This is a genomic window from Streptomyces sp. NPDC102259, assembly GCF_044766465.1.
In the GTDB taxonomy this organism is placed as follows: domain Bacteria; phylum Actinomycetota; class Actinomycetes; order Streptomycetales; family Streptomycetaceae; genus Streptomyces.
Genome location: NZ_JBIWMA010000001.1, coordinates 672,547 through 689,295, shown reverse-complemented (window position 1 = coordinate 689,295; position 16,749 = coordinate 672,547). Strand labels below are relative to the sequence as shown.

Below are 16,749 nucleotides of genomic sequence, written 5' to 3'. Positions count from 1 at the left end.
GAGCCCCGGACACCACGGTCACGACTGCTTCACAGGTGCCCCACAAGTTCTTACCGATTCCTCAACGGTTGAACAGCGCCATCCAAAACTCCGTACATAAGGGTGGCCCGCGCTCCCCCGCGCGGGCCACCCAATGACGACGGGCCCGGTCGTCCCCGCCGGGCCCGCCCCATACGGAGGTTCCATGGCCGACAACGTCTCCTCGTTGTTCCGCAACACCGCGGCTCACAGCCCGTCGATGGCGGCGCTGACGCGGGAGGGCGGCGAGGGTGTCGGCCCGGTGGACTTCTGTATCCCCTGCAACCCCTACTTCCCCACCCCGGCGATGATGGACACCATGGCCGCGCGACTGCGGGACATCATCACGTTCTACCCGAGCGGCGCCGACACGATCACGGCCGAACTGTGCAACCTGCTCCAGCTCCCGCCGCAGGCGGTGGCGATGGGCAACGGCTCGACCGAGCTGATCACCTGGATCGACCATCTGCTGGTCCGTGAGTCCCTCGCCGTCCCCGTCCCCACCTTCGGCCGCTGGACCGACCAGCCCATGGAGACCGGCAAGCGGGTCGACATGTTCCCGCTCCAGGAGTCCAGCGGCTTCGCCCTGGACCTCGCGCAGTACGCCGATTTCATCCGGACCCGCGGCACCAAGGTCGCCGTCATCTGCAACCCGAACAACCCCGACGGCGGCTTCCTGCACAAGCACGCGCTCGTGCAGTTCATGGACGCGATGGCCGACCTGGACCTGATCATCATCGACGAGTCGTTCCTGGAGTTCGCGGACGCGGAGCAGGAACCGAGCGTGGTGCAGGAGGCGATGATCCGGCCGAACGTCATCGTGCTGCGCAGCCTGGGCAAGAACTTCGGTCTGCACGGCATCCGGTTCGGCTACATGGTCTCCAACCCGTCGCTCGCCGGGCGGGTCCGCTCGATGCTGCCGAAGTGGAACCTCAACGCCTTCGCCGAGTACGTGGTGTTCATGCTGAAGGAGCACGGCCCCGAGTACGCGCAGAGCCTGATGCAGGTGCGCCGGGACCGTCTCGACATGGCGAGCCAGCTCAGCGCGCTGCCCGGGCTGACCGTCTACCCCTCCCAGGGGAACTTCCTCTTCGTACGCCTTCCCGTCGGCGCCGAGGGCACCGTGGTCCGCGACCGGCTGCTCGCCGAGCACCGCATCCTGGTCCGCGAGTGCGGCAACAAGATCGGTTCGTCCAGCCGCTTCCTGCGGCTCGTGGTGCGCCCCCAGGTGGACGTTCGTCGCCTGGTGTCCGGCCTGGAACAGGTGCTCTACGGGACCAGGAGGGGAGCCGCCGTGCCCGAGCTGAGCACCGGGACCAGCTACAGCTCGGGCACGCCGGCGGTGGACCGACTCGTGACCAACGGGGCCGGCATACCGGGCCTCGCCGCTCAGGCCATGGGGGTCGCGATGCCGGGGCTGGTCGCCGCCGCCCCTCCGATGCCGATGCCCGTCCCCGCGATGGCCCCGGCGATGACGCATGCCACGCCGTCCGACGGCCTCGGGATGCCGATGCCGGCCGCGGCACAGATCTTCCCCCAGCAGGTGCCCGCGCCGGCCCCGATGCCGGCTCCCGCCCCCGCCCCCGCCCCGGCCGCGGCTCCGCCGATGGCCCCGGCGGCCTCGATGGCACCGGCGGCCTCGATGGCACCGGCGGCCATGGCCCCCCAGCCCATGGCGCCCACCGCGATGGCGCCCGCCGCGATGGCGCCCGCCATGGCTCCGGCCGCCGCCCCGCCGATGGGCCCGACCCCGCCCGGCGTCCCGGCCCGCGGGGGCCTCACGGCCGCCCAGGTCCGCGGCACCAACGGCCTCACCCCCGCCGCGGCGACGGGCTGGCCGAACGCCCAGAGCTGGCCCAACGCGGCCGGCATGGGCCAGGCGGGATAGCGCCCCCGCGAGGACGCCCCCGTCGGGCCGATGGCCTCACGGGGGCGTCGCTCACAGCGGGTCGTCCGGTCGCCGGGGTGAGCGGCGGCGCGGCCGACGGTCAGTAGGCGACCGGCCAACCGGTGCTCCAGTTCAGCAGGTTGATGCCGAGCTTGGGTGTGCCGTTGTCGTTGCCGTCGTAGTAGTGGTAGACGATCAGGTCGCCGTCGGTGTCGTGCAGGATCGACTGGCCGCCGGGGCCGATGACGCTGCCGTGCGACTCCAGGACGGGCGTGCCGCCGTTGTTCGTCATCGCGACGCCGCTCTTGTCGTAGTAGGGCCCGGTGACGGCGGTGGCGCGGCCGACCTTGACCTTGTAGGTGGAGGCGGTGCCGGCGCAGCAGGTGTCGTAGGAGGCGAAGAGGTAGTAGTAGCCGCCCCGCTTGACGACGTACGGCGCCTCGACGGCCTTGGTCCCGGTGGGGCGGGAGGCGATCGAGCGCCGGGCGGTGTCGGAGGCGAGCTGTTTGCCGGTGGCCGGATCGAGCCGGATCATCTTGATCCCCGTCCACCAACTCCCGAACGACAGCCACCACTTGCCGTCGTCGTCCACGAAGAGGTTCGGGTCGATGGCGTTGTAGTCGCCGGCCGTGGTGGAGGTGTAGACGGTGCCGTAGTCGGTCCAGGAGCCGGGGAGTCCGGTGCTCGAACCGGCCAGTCCTATCGCGGACTTGTTGGATCCGAAAGTGGAGACGGCGTAGTACATCAGGTACTTGCCGCCCTGGTACGAGATGTCGGGCGCCCAGGCCTCGGTGGTGCCGTAGGAGGACCACCAGCCCGGCCGGGTGGAGAACGCGTCGCCGCCCGCGGTGAACGCGACGCGGTCGGTGGAGGTGCGGTAGGACAGGCCGCCGCCGGTGGCGTAGAGGAGGTAGCGGCCGGCCGAGGTGCGGATCATCGTCGGGTCGTGCACGACCGTGGAGCCGGTGACCGTACCGGGGTTGGGGTACGCGGAGGCGGTGGACGGCAGCAGCGCCAGCAGGGCTGCGGCCGGGACGGCGAGGAGTGCGGCCCTTCGGGACCTGCGGGGCGTGCAGGTCGTACGGGGGGTGCGGGGGGTGCGAGAGAGGCGGCTCATGCGGACGCTCCTTCGGTGGGGGTATCGTCGTTCGTGGTATCGAACAACAGTCGCGTCGTCGGACGGAACCGTAGAATCGAACCCCTTGCGCGTCAATGACCCGCACGCACACCCGAAAGTCTTCGAGAAACGGCGTGCCGCCGTGCGGCGGTCGAGCGACACCGGACCCTTTGTGTCGACACTTGCCCTGCAAGTAACTTGACGGCGTCTCATTTTGCCGAACTGACAGTCTTCCGACAGGAACCGTTTCTACGGTGCCGTGTCCATGACAGACACCTCAGATGCGCGCCCCTCCGTCGCGCGCCGTACCGTACTCGTCGCCTCGGGCGCGACCGCAGCGGCCCTGGCCGTAGGCGCCGCTGCCACGCCCGAGGCCCCCACCGCCGACGCGGCCGACACCGCGCCCGTCGCCGCAGCGGCCGTCTGCACCCTCACGAAGGAGATGACCGAAGGCCCCTACTACCTCGACGGACAGTACGTCCGCGCCGACGTCACCGAAGGCAAGGCGGGCATCCCGCTCAAGCTGACCCTGACGGTCGTCGACGACGACACCTGCGTGCCCCTCTCCAACGCCCTCGTGGAGATCTGGCACTGCGACGCCCTCGGCGAGTACTCCGGCTTCGTGGGCAACAACGGCCACACCGAACCGGACGACGGCACCTTCCTGCGCGGCGGAGTCCTCACCAACTCCAGCGGCGTCGCCGCGATCACCACCATCTACCCCGGCTGGTACCGGGGCCGCTGCGTCCACATCCACGTCAAGGTGCACACGAACGTCACCCTGACCTCGGACGGTTCCTTCACCGGCGGCCAGGAACTCCACACCGGCCAGCTGTTCATCAACGAGACCATCACGACGGCCGTCGCGAAGGTCTCCCCGTACTCGACCAACACGGTCACCCGCACCACCCTCGCCCAGGACTCCATCTACGACGAGGGAGGCGCCGCTTCCGGCCTCATGACCCTGACGGCCCTGGGCAGCTCGACCTCGTCCGGCTACGCGGGGACGCTGACCCTCGGAGTCGAGCGCTGACCTCGGCGACGCACGGTCCGACCCGTACCGCATGACCCGCACGGTGTGACCCTCCCTGTTCGGCCGGGCGTCACCGGAACTCCGGTGACGCCCGGTCGGCATGCCCGACTCCCTTGTCCGGCAAGTCACTTGACGCGTGATAGATTTCCTGACCCGTCAGATACCGACGGGAAACCTGCTCTATGGTGTCGTGTCCATGACAGACACCTCAGACGCACGCACCCCCCTGGCGCGCCGCGCCGTGCTCGCGGCCACCGGCGCCACCGCCGCGGTCCTGGCCGTGGGCGCCGCTGCCAAGAACGAGGCCCCCACAACCGAGACGGCCGACGCCGCACCCGTCGCCGCCGCGGCCGTCTGCACCCTCACCAGGGAGATGACCGAAGGCCCCTACTACCTCGACGGACAGTACGTCCGCGCCGACGTCACCGAAGGCAAGCCGGGCATCCCGCTCAAGCTGACCCTCACGGTCGTCGACGACGACACCTGCGCACCGCTGTCCAACGCCCTCGTGGAGATCTGGCACGCCGACCACCTCGGCGAGTACTCCGGCTTCGTCGGCGCCAACGGCCACACCGAACCGGACGACGGCACCTTCCTGCGCGGCGGAGTCCTCACCAACTCCAGCGGCGTCGCGACGATCACCACGATCTACCCCGGCTGGTACGTGGGCCGCTGCATCCACATCCACGTCAAGGTCCACACGAACGTCACCCTGACCCCCGACGGCTCCTTCACCGGCGGCCAGGAACTCCACACCGGCCAGCTCTACTTCAGCGAGACGATCACGACCCGCGTCAGCAGGCTGTCGCCGTACTCGGCGAACAGGGTCACCCGCACCACGCTCGCCCAGGACTCCATCTACGACGGTGGAGGCGCCGCTTCCGGCCTCATGACCCTGACGGCCCTGGGCAGCTCGACCTCGTCCGGCTACGCGGGGACGCTGACCCTCGGGGTCGAGCGCTGATCCACGCCACTTGACCCCTTCCCTCGCCCGCCTGGGCGTCACCGGATCCGCGGTGGCGCCCAGGCGGCATGCCGGAGGGCGGCGCGAAGCATCACTCCGGACGGCACCAGCCGCAGGGCGCCGGCGCGCAGGGCGATGGCGACGGGATGCGACCGCGGACCATCCCCACGCTCCCTCTCAGCGCCCCGGGCGAGCCTGCGTGACCGCCCGGGGCGGCGCCGCGTGGGCCGGGTTCACGCCCACGCGGCGCGGTGACCCGAGGGTCAGGAGCCGCTCACTTGGCCGGGCACTGCTGCCAGGCCATGTGGTAGATCGTGCTGAGGTCGCCGTCGGTCGAGTCCATGGTCATGAAGCTGACCTTGCTCGGCGACGACGTGCCCGCGTTCACCCGCAGTTCGGTGTTGATGTTGAAGTTGCGCTGAACCCCGCAGGGCGCCCAGACCAGTTGGGCCCAGTCGGTGCTGTCGGTCGCCTGCCAGCTGTCGTTGTAGGAGCCGCTGAAGTTGTGGTTCTTGAACACCGTCTGCGACGAGCCCTGGAAGTAGTACGAGGCCCGCTGCGTCGCGGTCGCCCCGGACTGGAGCGAGGCGTAGCCGCGGTAGTCCGCCTTGGCGATGGCGTACGTGAAGCCCGAAGGGACGTGGACGATCAGATTGAGCTGGCAGTTCTTGCGGAACGCCGTGGGGTTGGAGCCCCCGCCGACCTGGGCGAGGTAGTCGCTGTAGGTCACGGTGAAGGCGGTGTTGTCCTCGGAGACGGCGACGGCCGCCGTACCCGCGGGACAGCCGGAGCCGTTCACCGTGGCGACGTCGATGACGATCTTGTCCGGGGGCGGGTTGTCGAACACGGGGGACGAGTTGTGCGCGGGTATCGCCGCGGTGATGAGTGCGGCGACCGCACCGCCCAGGAGCAGCCCACTTGCCATGGTCTCTGTCCTTCGTTCGGATCGGTGGGGGGTGAATGCATCCGACTCCCCACAGCAACTCTGTGAAGTATCAATGGAGTTGCTGTGAAGAAGCGGGGCGATCGCATCGTAGGGAGAGCACTGGGGCACGCCCAGGTGGAACTCCGGCCATTCACCACGGCCCGTTCACACCCGGTCGCTGCGGGTCAGGAAACCAGGGGGCGCTCCTCCGATTCGGCCAGCTTCACGGTGCACAGGCCGCCGCGCTCGGTCGTCACGTCCACCACCTTCAACTGGGTGCCCGGCAGCAGGATGAACTCCTCCTCGCCGGTGAACGCGGAGAAGCTGCGGATGCCCACCGCCCGGACGGGCTGCACCTCGAAGAGCGTCCGCTTGCCGCGGCTGCCGAGGAACGACCGCGCCACGCCGAACTCGGACGTGCACGAGGACACGCCCCACCAGGTCACGGTCCGGCCGAGCGGATACTGCGCACGCAGGTCCAGAGCGACACCGCGCCACAACGACTCGGTACGGGACGGGAGGTGCGACACCGCCGAGAACAGCAGCCGCAGGTAGGGGAGATAGGGGACGACCTTGCTGCGGTCCGGGGAGCGCAGGATGGCGTTGATCTCCCGGTAGAACGCGGACTCGCAGGTGTAGAGGTGGAGCGCGGCGATCGCGTCGGCGGACAGACCGGCGGACGGATCGGCCGCCGCTTCGTCCGCCCGCCGCTTGCCGAACTCGTGCGAGCGCTGGACGTGCCGGTCGAGACCGGGAAGCAGCGCGGCGACCGGGGAGACCGCGTCGCGGAAGTCCATGAGCGGGGTGGCGAACACCCCGTCGATCGCGGGGAGGACCAGCCCCTCGTCCTTGACGCTGGACAGCCGCTCCAGATACAGCTGGTGCAGTTCCATGGTGGACGTGATGAACGCGCCCATCCGTTCGGCGGTGCCGGGGTCCGTCCCGCCGCCCTCCGTCACGTGCTCGTCCCAGCCCCTGCTCGGCAGCCAGTCGATCTCGTCGACGCCCAGCGACGCGAGAGCCGCGTTCACCGTGCCGAAGTGCTCGTCGTCGCAGAAGATGTCGCCCTGCGCCGCGGGGTTGCAGTGGTCGAGGTGGCGGACCTCGACGTCCGGGTACTTCTGCTGGAGCCGCAGGACGACCTTCTTCAGACTGCGGGCGTGGGCGCCCCACCAGGCGAAGACGACGGCGCGGTCCTCCTCGTCCTCCGCGTTCTGCTTGGCCCTGAGTATCTCCTCGACGATCCGCTCGGCGACCGGACGCCAGAACGCGGTGTGCGGGTCGGCGCCCCGCGGCCCGTCGCTGCCGGCCGTGAGGGCCGCGTTGAGCAGCAGCACCCCCTGGGTGAGCATCGCCTGGAACCATTCCGGCGGCTGGACGGTGTCCTGCTTCCTCAGCAGCGCGCGGATGTCGGCGATCGGCGTCTTCTTGGGAATGCCGTACTTCCACATCGCCGCCGCCTTGATGATGCAGCGGATGCTGACGACCCTGCCGAACTGGCTGTCCTTCCAGTCGTGGAAGGTGTTGTCGAACATGGCGATGCCGGTGGCGCTCTCCGGCCGCGGGTACGGATTCTGGCCGAAGACGACGACCTTCCACTTGTGCGGCGGGTGGGGCTTGAGCGCCTGGAAGGTCAGTTCACGGACCGGAACGACCTCCGCGCCGCGGCCCGGGCCGATGAACGCGGCCGCGTCCGGCTGCGCCTCGATGACGGGCTTCAGCAGCGGAAGCCACGGCTCACCGCCGCCCTCGAACAGTTCGGCGAGAGCCAGCGGGTCGCTCGGATCGGGCGGGGCGGGGGTGTTGGCGTCGATCATGGCCGGGAGGCTAGCAGCGGGGTACGACAACCCTTCCCCCAACTGCGTTGTCAGTGGCGGGCGGTAGCGTCATGACCAGTGGAAGGGCCGTCTCACACAGGGAGTGCACCATGACCGTGGACCGCGAACAGGCATCGCTCAGGGTCGTGTTGACCGACATCAACGCGAGCGTGGTGGAGGCCTGGCGGGCGGCGTTCGCCGACACCCCCGGGATGGAGATCCGCAAGGGCTCGATCCTCGACGAGGAGGTCGACGCCTGGGTCAGCCCGACCAACGCGCGCGGCCTGATGAACGGCGGGGTGGACGCGGCCATCAAGCGCCACCTCGGAGCGGGGATCCAGCTGCGGGTGCAGCGGGCGATCCGTGACCGGTTCGAGGGGAGGCTCCCGGTGGGCAGCGCGGTGTGCGTCCCGTCCGGGGCGGTCAACCCGAGGTTCCTGATCTCGACGCCGACGATGGAACAGTCCTCGCAGAACGTGAGCGAGACCCTGAACGTGGCCCTGGCCTGCGCCGCCGCGTTCCAGGCGATCCACCAGCAGAACAGGGAGTCGCCCGGCAGCATCGCGTCGGTGGCGCTGGTCGGCATGGGCGCCCACACCGGCCGGGTCCCGGCACGGGTGTGCGCCAACCTGATGTGGACGGGCCACACGCTGTTCCACGACCACCGCTTCGAGGACTACGACGACCTGCGCGGCACGATCGTCGCGCAACTCGACGACATCGAGCAGGCGCCGGCCGAGCAGCGGGTGCGCATCACCCCGCCCAGCCGTCGGACCGCCCGCCGCTGACCATCCCCGCCGTCGCCGCGGTCCGCGGTCCGCACTCTTCCACCCGTGCGGGCCGCGGTTGCCACGCCGGTCCCGGGCCGCGTCCTAGTAGGTGTAACTCAGACCCGACTTGTAGGGCGTGAGGGATCGCTGGCCGACGACTCCGCGGTACGTGTACCAGCCCCACTTCTTGCACATGGTCTGGTAGCTGAGCGTGTTGTAGGCACCGGCCCCCACCCGGACCCGCGGATAGATGACGTTGTCGCCCCAGTCGCCGCCGGCCGGCCCGCTGGAGTACGCGTCCACCGCCCAGTACACGCCCACGACCGAACCGCCCGCCGGACAGTTCCAACTGCCCAGGTTGACCCAGACGTTCCCGCCGGTCCACGCGCTCGCGGGTGCCGCTGCGAGACCGACGACACCGGCCGCCATCATCGTCCCCGCGGCCCACAGCCGCGCTCTGCGCATGATCGACCTGCCCATGTGACCCTCCCCTTTCGTGCAGCCGGAGTCGCGACTTTTCGCCCTGTCGCTCCGGCAGGCCAGGATCGTGTCACGCGGCGAATCGCGGCCGCTCCGGGTTCTTCGAAGCTCGAAAATAGGAGATATGTACGAACCGCGCCGAGCGGGATCCCTGCCGGCCGCCCGGGGTCGGGCGATGCCGTCGGTGGTCGTGACTCACGGGTTCTCCCAGGCCGCCGGTTCGGCGGCCAGCGCCTGGACCGGGTCCGGCAGGGCGTCCGCCGCGATGTCGGCGATCGTGACGCCCTCCAGGATCCGCCGCACGTTCGCCCGCAGGGCGATCCAGAGCGGGAGCAGGGGCTGCGCCGAGCCCGTGTACGTCAGGCCGGTCGGGCGTTCGCCGCGTACGGACACGATCGGGCCGTCCACCGCCCGGATCACGTCCGCGACCGTGATCGCCGCCGGGTCGCGGGCCAGCCGGTATCCGCCGCCCCCGCCGCGCCGGCTGTCGACGATCCCGCCGCGCCGCAGGTCGCCGAGGATCCCCTCGAGGAACTTGTGCGGAATCTCCTGCACGGTGGCGATCGACTCGGCCTTCACCGGGTCGCCGCCCTGCCGTACGGCGAGCTCCAGTACCGCCCGCACCGCGTAGTCCGCCCGTGCCGAGATCCTCATGAGCCCATTGTGCCGTCAGCCGCCGCCCCCCACGGGCCGGGCGTCACCCTCGTACGCCCGGCCTCCCCCGGCCTCCCCCGGTCATCCTCGGCCGCTTCCGGTCACGCCAGCCTGATCACGTTCCAGGACAGCGGCTCCAGCGTGGCCGTCAGCCCGCCGTCCGTCAGCGCCGTGCCCTCGGCCGCGTGCGGGGCGACCCGCTCGGGGTCGGCGAGGGTGTTGCGGGCGTCCGGGTCGGCGTCCGCGAGCACGCTGTGTTCGACGACCGTCGTCAGATCGAGGCCGCTCAGTCCGATGTGGAGGGGCAGCGCCTCGGTGCGGCTGCGGTTGACGGCGAACACGGTGACCGTGCCGTCGTCGGCGCGGACGGCGGTGGCGTGCAGGAGGTCCGCCTCGCCGTACTTGGCCGTCACATACGTCGGTGAGTCCACCCGCACGTCGAGGACCGTGCCCCGGCCGTGCTTGGACGCCTGCGCGAACGGGAAGAACGTCGTCTGCCGCCAGGCCGGGCCGCCCGGCTCGGTGAGGATCGGCGCGATGACGTTGACGAGCTGGGCGAGACAGGCGACCGTCACCCGGTCTGCGTGCCGCAGCAGCGCGATGAGGAGCGAGCCGAAGACGACGGCGTCCATGACGCTGTAGTTGTCCTCCAGCAGGCGGGGCGCCTCCGGCCAGTCGCTCGGGTCGGCGGTGCGGGCGTGCTCCTCCCACCGGGAGAGGTACCAGACGTTCCACTCGTCGAAGGAGAGGTTGATCTTCTTCTTCGACTTGAGCTTCGCGCCCACGTGGTCGCAGGTGGCGACGACGTTCTCGATGAACGACTCCATGTCCACCGCCGAGGCGAGGAAGGAGTCGAAGTCGCCGTCGTGCGGCTCGTAGTAGGCGTGCAGGGAGATGTGGTCGACCAGGTCGTAGGTCTCCGCCAGGACCTTCGCCTCCCAGTCGGCGAACGTCGGCATCGACTGGCTGGAGCTGCCGCAGGCGACGAGTTCCACCGTCGGGTCGATCTGGCGCATCGCGCGGGCCGTCTCGGCGGCGAGTCGCCCGTACTCCTCGGCCGTCTTGTGGCCGGTCTGCCAGGGTCCGTCCATCTCGTTGCCCAGGCACCAGAGCCGGATCCCGAAGGGGTCCTTGTCGCCGTGCGCGATGCGCTGTTCCGCGAGGGCCGTGCCGGACGGGTGGTTGGCGTACTCCTGGAGCTCCAGGGCCTCGGCCACGCCTCGGGTGCCGAGGTTGACCGCCATCATCGGCTCGGCCTGCGGGCCGATCTTCCGCAGGAAGGCGATGTACTCGGAGAGACCGAAGCGGTTGGTCTCCGTCGAGCGCCAGGCCAGGTCGAGGCGGCGCGGGCGGTCCTCGGCGGGGCCGACCGAGTCCTCCCACTTGTAGCCCGAGACGAAGTTGCCGCCGGGGTAGCGGACGGCGGTGACGCCGAGTTCGCGGACCAGGTCCAGGACGTCGGTCCGCAGTCCCGCCTCGTCGGCGGACGGGTGGCCGGGCTCGAAGACGCCCGTGTAGACGCAGCGGCCGAGGTGTTCCACGAAGCTGCCGAAGAGACGGGGGTTGACTTCGCCGATGGTGAAGGCGGGGTCGAGGGTGAGACGTGCGGTGTGCATGTACGCCTTTCGAGGAGGGAACGGATGCCTACTGGCCCGCCAGGCCCGTGTGGGCCACGCCCCGCACGATCTGGCTCTGGAAGAAGACGAACACGACGATCAGCGGGAGGCCGGCCAGCAGACCGCCGGCCATGAGCTGGGGCCAGACGATGCCGAAGGCGTTCTGCACGGTGGCGATGCCGTTCGGCATGGTCATCAGGTCGGGGTTGTTGGTCACCATGTAGGGCCACAGGAAGTTGTTCCAGGACGCGATGAAGGTGAAGATGCCGACCGCCGAGAGGGAGGGCTTCGACAGCGGCAGGACGATCGTGAAGAAGATCCGCCAGCGGCCCGCGCCGTCGATGAAGGCCGCCTCCTCCAGTTCCTTCGGCAGCGACTGGAAGAACTTGTAGAGGATGTAGACCATCGCCGCCGGCGCGCACTGCGGAAGGATCATGCCCCAGTAGGTGTCCACCATGCCGAGCGACTGGACCGTGGTGAAGAGCGGGACGCCGAGGATCGCCGGGGAGAACATCAGGCCCGCCATCGTCAGCGCCATCAGCGCCGACTTGCCCCGGAACTCGGTGCGCGCGAAGCCGTATCCCGCGAGGGAGGCGACCGCGAGGACGATGAAGGTGACGCAGACGGACACGACGACCGAGTTCACGAACCAGTTGGGGATGTTGCCGGCCTCGATCACCGCCTTCCAGGACTCCAAGGTGAAGTCCTGCGGGATCCAGTGCGGGGAGGTCACCGACTCGGTGGGGGTCTTGAGGGACGTCGACAGCGCCCAGGCGAGCGGAGCCAGCCAGACCAGGGAGAGGGCCGCCGCCACCAGCGTGAGGGCGATCTGGGCCGGGGTCCAGGAACCGCGCGGCCTGCGGAGCGAGGCGGTGGGGGGCGTCGGGGGCGTGGGCGGCGTCGTCATCGGGTCGCGACCTCCTCGCGGTTGCGCAGCAGCCACATCCGCCCAAGGGCGACGGCCGCGACGATGATGAAGAGGATGAAGGAGATCGCGGAGGCGTAGCCCACGCGGTAGCTGGTGAAGCCCTGTTCGAGGGTGTACTGCACGAAGGTGCGGGTCGATTCCTCCGGTCCGGGTCCGAACTGGTACATCACCACCGCCTGGTCGAAGACCTGGAGCGAGGCGAGGATCTGGAGGGCGAAGACCAGACCGGTGATGTTGCGCAGGTTGGGCACGGTGATGTGCAGCATCCGCTGGAACGCGTTCGCCCCGTCCAGCTCGGCCGCCTCGTAGAGGTGGTGGGGGATGTTCTGGAGGGCGGCCAGGTAGAGGAGGAAGGAGAAGCCGACCGTCCACCACAGGGTCGCGACGACCACCGCGAGCATCGCCGTGGACTTCTGGGTGAGCCACGGGGTGTCCAGGCCCAGGACGTGGTTGACCATGCCGTTGGTGGGCTGGAACAGCCACCACCACAGGTTGCCGATGACCGCGGAGGGCAGCAGGAAGGGCGCGAAGAAGCACAGCCGCCACAGCCACTTGAAGTGCACGGTGTGGTGGGCGATCAGCGCCATCAGCAGGGCCGCGACGACGATCACCGGGACCACGTAGAGCGTGAACTGCACGCTGTGCCAGAGGGAGTCCCAGACCAGGTCGTCCTTCAGGGCCTCGCGGTAGTTGTCGAGGCCGACGAAGCCGGTGTGGTCGCCGGAGATGTTGGCGTCGGTGAAGCTGAGGTAGAGGCCGCGGACGACCGGCAGCACGACGAACAGTCCGTAGAGGACGAAGAACGGGGCCACGAACCAGCCGCCGTGCTGGAAGCGGCGGCCCCAGCGGGCGCGGGCGGACTCGGCGGCGACCGCGGTGCGCGGCGGCAGTGTCCCGGCGTGCGCGAGCGTGCTCATGCGCCGGCTCCCTTCAGCTCCTGGGCTGCCGTGCGGCCGTCCATCGGGTTCTTCATCGCCAGCAGCTGCGCCAGCGCGGACTTCATGCGGCGGGCCGCCGCGTCCGGCGTGGCGGAGCCCAGGTTGGAGGAGGCCACGATCGGGCCGACGCGCTGGGCGAGGACGCCGGTGGAGCCGGCGAACCAGATGTGGGGTTCGTTGGCCTGGTGGTCCATGGCGGGCCGTGAGTACTCGCTCTGAGGGGCCAGTTCCAGATAGGCGGGGTCCTTGAAGGTGGGCAGATAGGCCGGGACGTGGCCGCCGTTGGCCCAGGTGGTGGCGTGGGTGACCATGTAGGCGGCGAGCCGGTAGGCGCCCTTGTTCGCGTCCCCGCCGCGGTCGGCCTGGTGGGGCAGGACGAAGGAGTGCGACTCGGCGTGGGTGGCCGGGGTGCCGAAGACCGGGGGCAGCGGCTGAGCGCCGTACTCGACCTTCTCGCCGTTGAAGTACGGCACCGACCAGTTGCCCTCCCAGGTGAACGGCGAACCGGCGAGGAAGGCCTCGCCGTCCGCCTCGCCGACGGTGACGTAGCCGTCGGTGACGTGCTTGCGGAGGAACTCCAGCACCTGGGTGGCCTTGTCGGTGTCGAAGGTGACGGTCGTGTGGTCGTCGTCGAAGTAGGCGCCGCCGAGCTGCTGGTAGAACGCGACGAAGAACCACCAGCAGAAGTTCTGGTCGTTGGCGTGCAGGCCGAGCGTCTGCTGCCCCTTCTTCAGCTGCCCCTTGGCCGCCTTCAGGATCTCGAACCACTCGTCGGTGGAGCCGGCGGCGGGGAGGCGGCCGTCGGCGTCGAGGAGGCCCGCCTTCTCGCAGACGTCCTTGCGGTAGAAGTTCAGCTGGACGTGGATGTCCAGCGGCAGGGCGTACAACTCGCCGTCGACGATGCCGCGTTGCCACAGCACCGGGTTGAAGTCGGCCTCGCGCACGCCGTACTCGGCGAGGAGGTCGACGTCCCAGGGGTCCAGGAGGCGGCCGGGTGCGAAGCCGGGGACGCGGCCCTGGTGCATGACCCCCAGGTCGGGGGCGCGGCTGCCGGCGGCGGCCATGGCGAGCTTGGTGTAGTAGGGGCCGCCCCAGGCGAGGGTGGAGTCCTTCACGGCGATGTCCGGGTGCCCGTCGCGGAAGGCGTCCACCATCGCGACCTGGTTGGCGCCGTCGCCGCCCTGGAAGAGGTTCCAGTAGCGGACACGGGTGTGCGCCTCGGCGGCGAGCGCGTCGGCCCCCGTACCGAGGGCGGCGAAGCCGAAACTGCCCGCCACCGTCAACCCGCCGGCGGCGGCGAGGAGTTGCCTGCGATTCAGGCCAGGTTGCCCCATACCTTGCCCCTGTCGTCATCGTGGTTCGACATTTCGAATTCCGCTCGTAACTTCGAACGGGACCGTAAAATCGATGCGCCTGCACGTCAATGGTTTTGACGGGATCTATGACAGCGCTTTCTATCGGTGGCTCCCGGTAGCCCGTGAAAACTTCCCGTGACGTGGGCACAACCGGCCGCGTAGGCTCGAACGGGCTGCCGTACGGCGGTTGAGAAGGGGGAGCGGATGGACATCGCGGGCGCGCGCGGGAGGGCGGCCCGGATCGGCTCGGCGCTGCGGCGCGCGAGGACCGGCCCGGCCATGCGCGAGCTGACCGGCGATCTCTCCGCCGCGGTACGGGCGCGTCCCGGCCGGCCGGCCGGCGTGCGGGACGTGTGCCGGGCGCTGTGCGAGGAGATGTCCGCGCGGCGCGGCGGACGGCCCGTCGAGGTGCGGTTCGAGCGGTTCCCCGACGAGATCGAGGTGACCGGGCTGTGGGTGGAGTTCCAGGACTTCGACCTGGTCATCGTCGAGGAGCGGGCCGAGGACGTACAGCAACTGGTCATCCTCGGCCATGAGTTGTGGCATCTGCACGCCGGTCACCGGCACCACCACGGCGTCGGCACGGTCGCGGCGGGCGTCCTGGCCGGGCGGTCCGGCTGGGACTCCCTCGCCCTGACCGTCGCCGCCCGCACCGGCTCCCGGGAGGACGACGAGGCCGAGGCCGACGACTTCGGCCACCGCCTCGCGGCCCGCTTCCGGCGCTATCTGTCCGACGCGGGACCGGCCGCCGCCGGACCGGGCGGGGAGACGGCCGCGGTCCAGCGGACCCTGGGCTATCGCGGACGCAGGGGCACGGCGCGGTGAGCCACGGGCTGTACGTCTCCTTCTGGCTGCCCACCGTGGTCCTGGGCGCGGCCCTCGCCATCAAGCTGCCCAGCATCCTCAAGCTCTGGCGGGACCCGCTGCTGCGCGCCGTCGGCGGTCTGCTGGTCTTCGCCTGCGCCGTGTTCGTGTTCGCGGCCCCGAAGACCATCGCCTGGACCAACCGGGTCACCGGCGTGCCGAACATCGCCGCGCCCTGGGTGTACTCCCTGCTCACCGCGCTCTCCGCGTCCTGGCTGCTGCTGATCATCGCCTGGCGCAACGGCCGTACCGAGCGCTCGGCCCAGACCCGGCGGGCGACCCGCTGGGTGGTCTCCGTCTACGCGGGGGTGGTCGTCGCGCTGTGGGTGCTCTTCGCGCTCGCCGACGTCCCCGTGGAACAGATCCGGGACCTGGACACGTACTACGCCAACACGCCCTTCATGCGCGAGGAGATCCTGCTCTACCTGCTCGCGCACACGGTGGCCTGCTCGGTCACCGCCCGGCTCGTGTGGAACTGGAGCCGCACCGAGGGCCTCGACGCCTGGCTGCGCTGGGGACTTCGGTTCCTGGGGGCCGGCTATGTGACGAACCTGCTGTTCAGCGCGGCCAAGCTGACGGCCGTCGGGGCCCGTTGGACCGGGCACGACCTGGACTGGCTGAACACCGACATCGCCCCGTCGGCCGCCTGCATCGCCGCCACCCTGGTCGCGGTCGGCTTCATCGTCCCGCACGCCGGCCAGTACCTCCAGGAGCGGTGGCGGATCCGCCGCCGGCACCGGAGCCTGAAGCCCCTGTCCCGGCTGATGCGGGACGTCACCGGCGCCCGCGAGCCGTTCGACCTGCGCGCCACGCCCGAACTGCGCCTGATCCGGCGTGAGACGTTCATCCGCGACGCGCTGCTCCAGCTCGCCCGGCACCTCGACGACGACCTGCGCGCGCGGTCCTACGACGCCGGCGTGGCCCTCGGTTTCGAGCGCGGCCGGGCGCAGGCCCTCGCCGCCGCCGTGACGCTCCTGGACGCGGTCGAGGCCCGGGGACGGGCGCTGCGGCACCCGGAGCCCTCGGAGCCCCCAGAGCCTCGTGAGGCCGCGCGCACCGCCTCCCCCGTCTCCCTCGCCGACCCGTCCGGCTCCTCCGGCCCTACTGCCCGCTCCGCCCGCTCCGGCCTCTCCGGCTCTCCCGGCCTCTCCGGCTCTTCCGGCCCTTCCGGCCCTTCCGGCTCTTCCGGCCCTTCCGGCTCTTCCGGCCCTTCCGGCCCTTCCGGCTCTTCCGGCTCTTCCCGCCCGGACACCACCTATCTCCTGCGGGAGATCCAGGCCGTGTCCCGCGTCCTTCGCCACCCCGTCGACATCCAGGCGGTCCGCACTCACGCGGCCGCCCCGGCAGAGAGCTTGTCCACGCATGAGTGAACCCTCCAACCC

At 70.3% G+C, this 16,749-nt stretch carries 15 protein-coding genes; 6 read left to right on the top strand and 9 right to left on the bottom strand.

Annotated elements, in window-relative coordinates; genetic code table 11:
• Window positions 1-184: 184 nt before the first annotated feature.
• On the top strand, window positions 185-1,906 hold the full coding sequence (locus ACIRPU_RS03100; protein WP_403860862.1) for a pyridoxal phosphate-dependent aminotransferase: 1,722 nt from the start codon (window positions 185-187) through the stop codon (window positions 1,904-1,906).
• A gap of 100 nt (window positions 1,907-2,006) precedes the next feature.
• On the opposite strand, the gene ACIRPU_RS03095 is transcribed toward ACIRPU_RS03100, so the two are convergent.
• Window positions 2,007-3,023, bottom strand: coding sequence for an arabinan endo-1,5-alpha-L-arabinosidase (locus ACIRPU_RS03095; protein ID WP_403860859.1), 1,017 nt, complete (start codon window positions 3,021-3,023; stop codon window positions 2,007-2,009).
• A gap of 265 nt (window positions 3,024-3,288) precedes the next feature.
• Here ACIRPU_RS03095 and ACIRPU_RS03090 point away from each other — a divergent pair, with 265 nt between their 5' ends.
• The gene (locus tag ACIRPU_RS03090; protein ID WP_403860856.1) at window positions 3,289-4,056 is read left to right on the top strand and encodes an intradiol ring-cleavage dioxygenase; all 768 of its coding nucleotides are present in this window, start codon (window positions 3,289-3,291) and stop codon (window positions 4,054-4,056) included.
• A 196-nt stretch (window positions 4,057-4,252) separates the two neighbouring features.
• Window positions 4,253-5,020 (top strand): intradiol ring-cleavage dioxygenase, encoded by a 768-nt coding sequence (locus ACIRPU_RS03085; protein ID WP_403860853.1) that lies wholly within the window; start codon window positions 4,253-4,255, stop codon window positions 5,018-5,020.
• 274 nt (window positions 5,021-5,294) lie between these two features.
• Here ACIRPU_RS03085 and ACIRPU_RS03080 read toward each other — a convergent pair whose 3' ends face one another.
• Window positions 5,295-5,945 (bottom strand): DUF4360 domain-containing protein, encoded by a 651-nt coding sequence (locus ACIRPU_RS03080; RefSeq protein ID WP_355705675.1) that lies wholly within the window; start codon window positions 5,943-5,945, stop codon window positions 5,295-5,297.
• Window positions 5,946-6,130: 185 nt separating this feature from the next.
• Entirely contained in the window at window positions 6,131-7,762 is a 1,632-nt protein-coding gene (locus tag ACIRPU_RS03075) for an ADP-ribosyltransferase domain-containing protein (protein WP_403860850.1), read from the bottom strand.
• A gap of 110 nt (window positions 7,763-7,872) precedes the next feature.
• Here ACIRPU_RS03075 and ACIRPU_RS03070 point away from each other — a divergent pair, with 110 nt between their 5' ends.
• Window positions 7,873-8,550 carry a macro domain-containing protein gene (locus ACIRPU_RS03070; RefSeq protein ID WP_403860847.1) on the top strand — a complete coding sequence of 226 codons (678 nt, stop codon included), beginning with the start codon at window positions 7,873-7,875 and terminating at the stop codon, window positions 8,548-8,550.
• Window positions 8,551-8,634: 84 nt separating this feature from the next.
• Here the strand turns inward: ACIRPU_RS03070 and ACIRPU_RS03065 are convergent, their stop codons facing one another.
• From ACIRPU_RS03065 to ACIRPU_RS03040, 6 genes are all read right to left on the bottom strand, one after another.
• Window positions 8,635-9,012 (bottom strand): hypothetical protein, encoded by a 378-nt coding sequence (locus ACIRPU_RS03065; protein WP_403860844.1) that lies wholly within the window; start codon window positions 9,010-9,012, stop codon window positions 8,635-8,637.
• Window positions 9,013-9,207: 195 nt separating this feature from the next.
• A complete protein-coding gene (locus ACIRPU_RS03060; protein ID WP_355705679.1) occupies window positions 9,208-9,666 on the bottom strand; it encodes an Rrf2 family transcriptional regulator in 459 nt (152 codons plus the stop codon).
• A 101-nt stretch (window positions 9,667-9,767) separates the two neighbouring features.
• Window positions 9,768-11,282, bottom strand: coding sequence for an alpha-N-arabinofuranosidase (locus ACIRPU_RS03055; RefSeq protein ID WP_403860841.1), 1,515 nt, complete (start codon window positions 11,280-11,282; stop codon window positions 9,768-9,770).
• A 28-nt stretch (window positions 11,283-11,310) separates the two neighbouring features.
• Entirely contained in the window at window positions 11,311-12,189 is an 879-nt protein-coding gene (locus ACIRPU_RS03050) for a carbohydrate ABC transporter permease (RefSeq protein WP_403860838.1), read from the bottom strand.
• The gene (locus ACIRPU_RS03045) at window positions 12,186-13,127 is read right to left on the bottom strand and encodes a sugar ABC transporter permease (protein ID WP_355705682.1); all 942 of its coding nucleotides are present in this window, start codon (window positions 13,125-13,127) and stop codon (window positions 12,186-12,188) included. Before ACIRPU_RS03045 ends, ACIRPU_RS03050 begins: the two co-directional genes overlap by 4 nt.
• On the bottom strand, window positions 13,124-14,482 hold the full coding sequence (locus tag ACIRPU_RS03040; protein ID WP_403860834.1) for an extracellular solute-binding protein: 1,359 nt from the start codon (window positions 14,480-14,482) through the stop codon (window positions 13,124-13,126). Before ACIRPU_RS03040 ends, ACIRPU_RS03045 begins: the two co-directional genes overlap by 4 nt.
• 225 nt (window positions 14,483-14,707) lie before the next feature.
• On the opposite strand from ACIRPU_RS03040, the gene ACIRPU_RS03035 reads away from it, so the two are divergent.
• On the top strand, window positions 14,708-15,328 hold the full coding sequence (locus ACIRPU_RS03035) for a toxin-antitoxin system, toxin component family protein (protein ID WP_403860831.1): 621 nt from the start codon (window positions 14,708-14,710) through the stop codon (window positions 15,326-15,328).
• The gene (locus tag ACIRPU_RS03030) at window positions 15,325-16,737 is read left to right on the top strand and encodes an MAB_1171c family putative transporter (protein WP_403860828.1); all 1,413 of its coding nucleotides are present in this window, start codon (window positions 15,325-15,327) and stop codon (window positions 16,735-16,737) included. The genes ACIRPU_RS03035 and ACIRPU_RS03030 overlap by 4 nt, the downstream gene beginning before the upstream one ends.
• Window positions 16,738-16,749: the final 12 nt, after the last annotated feature.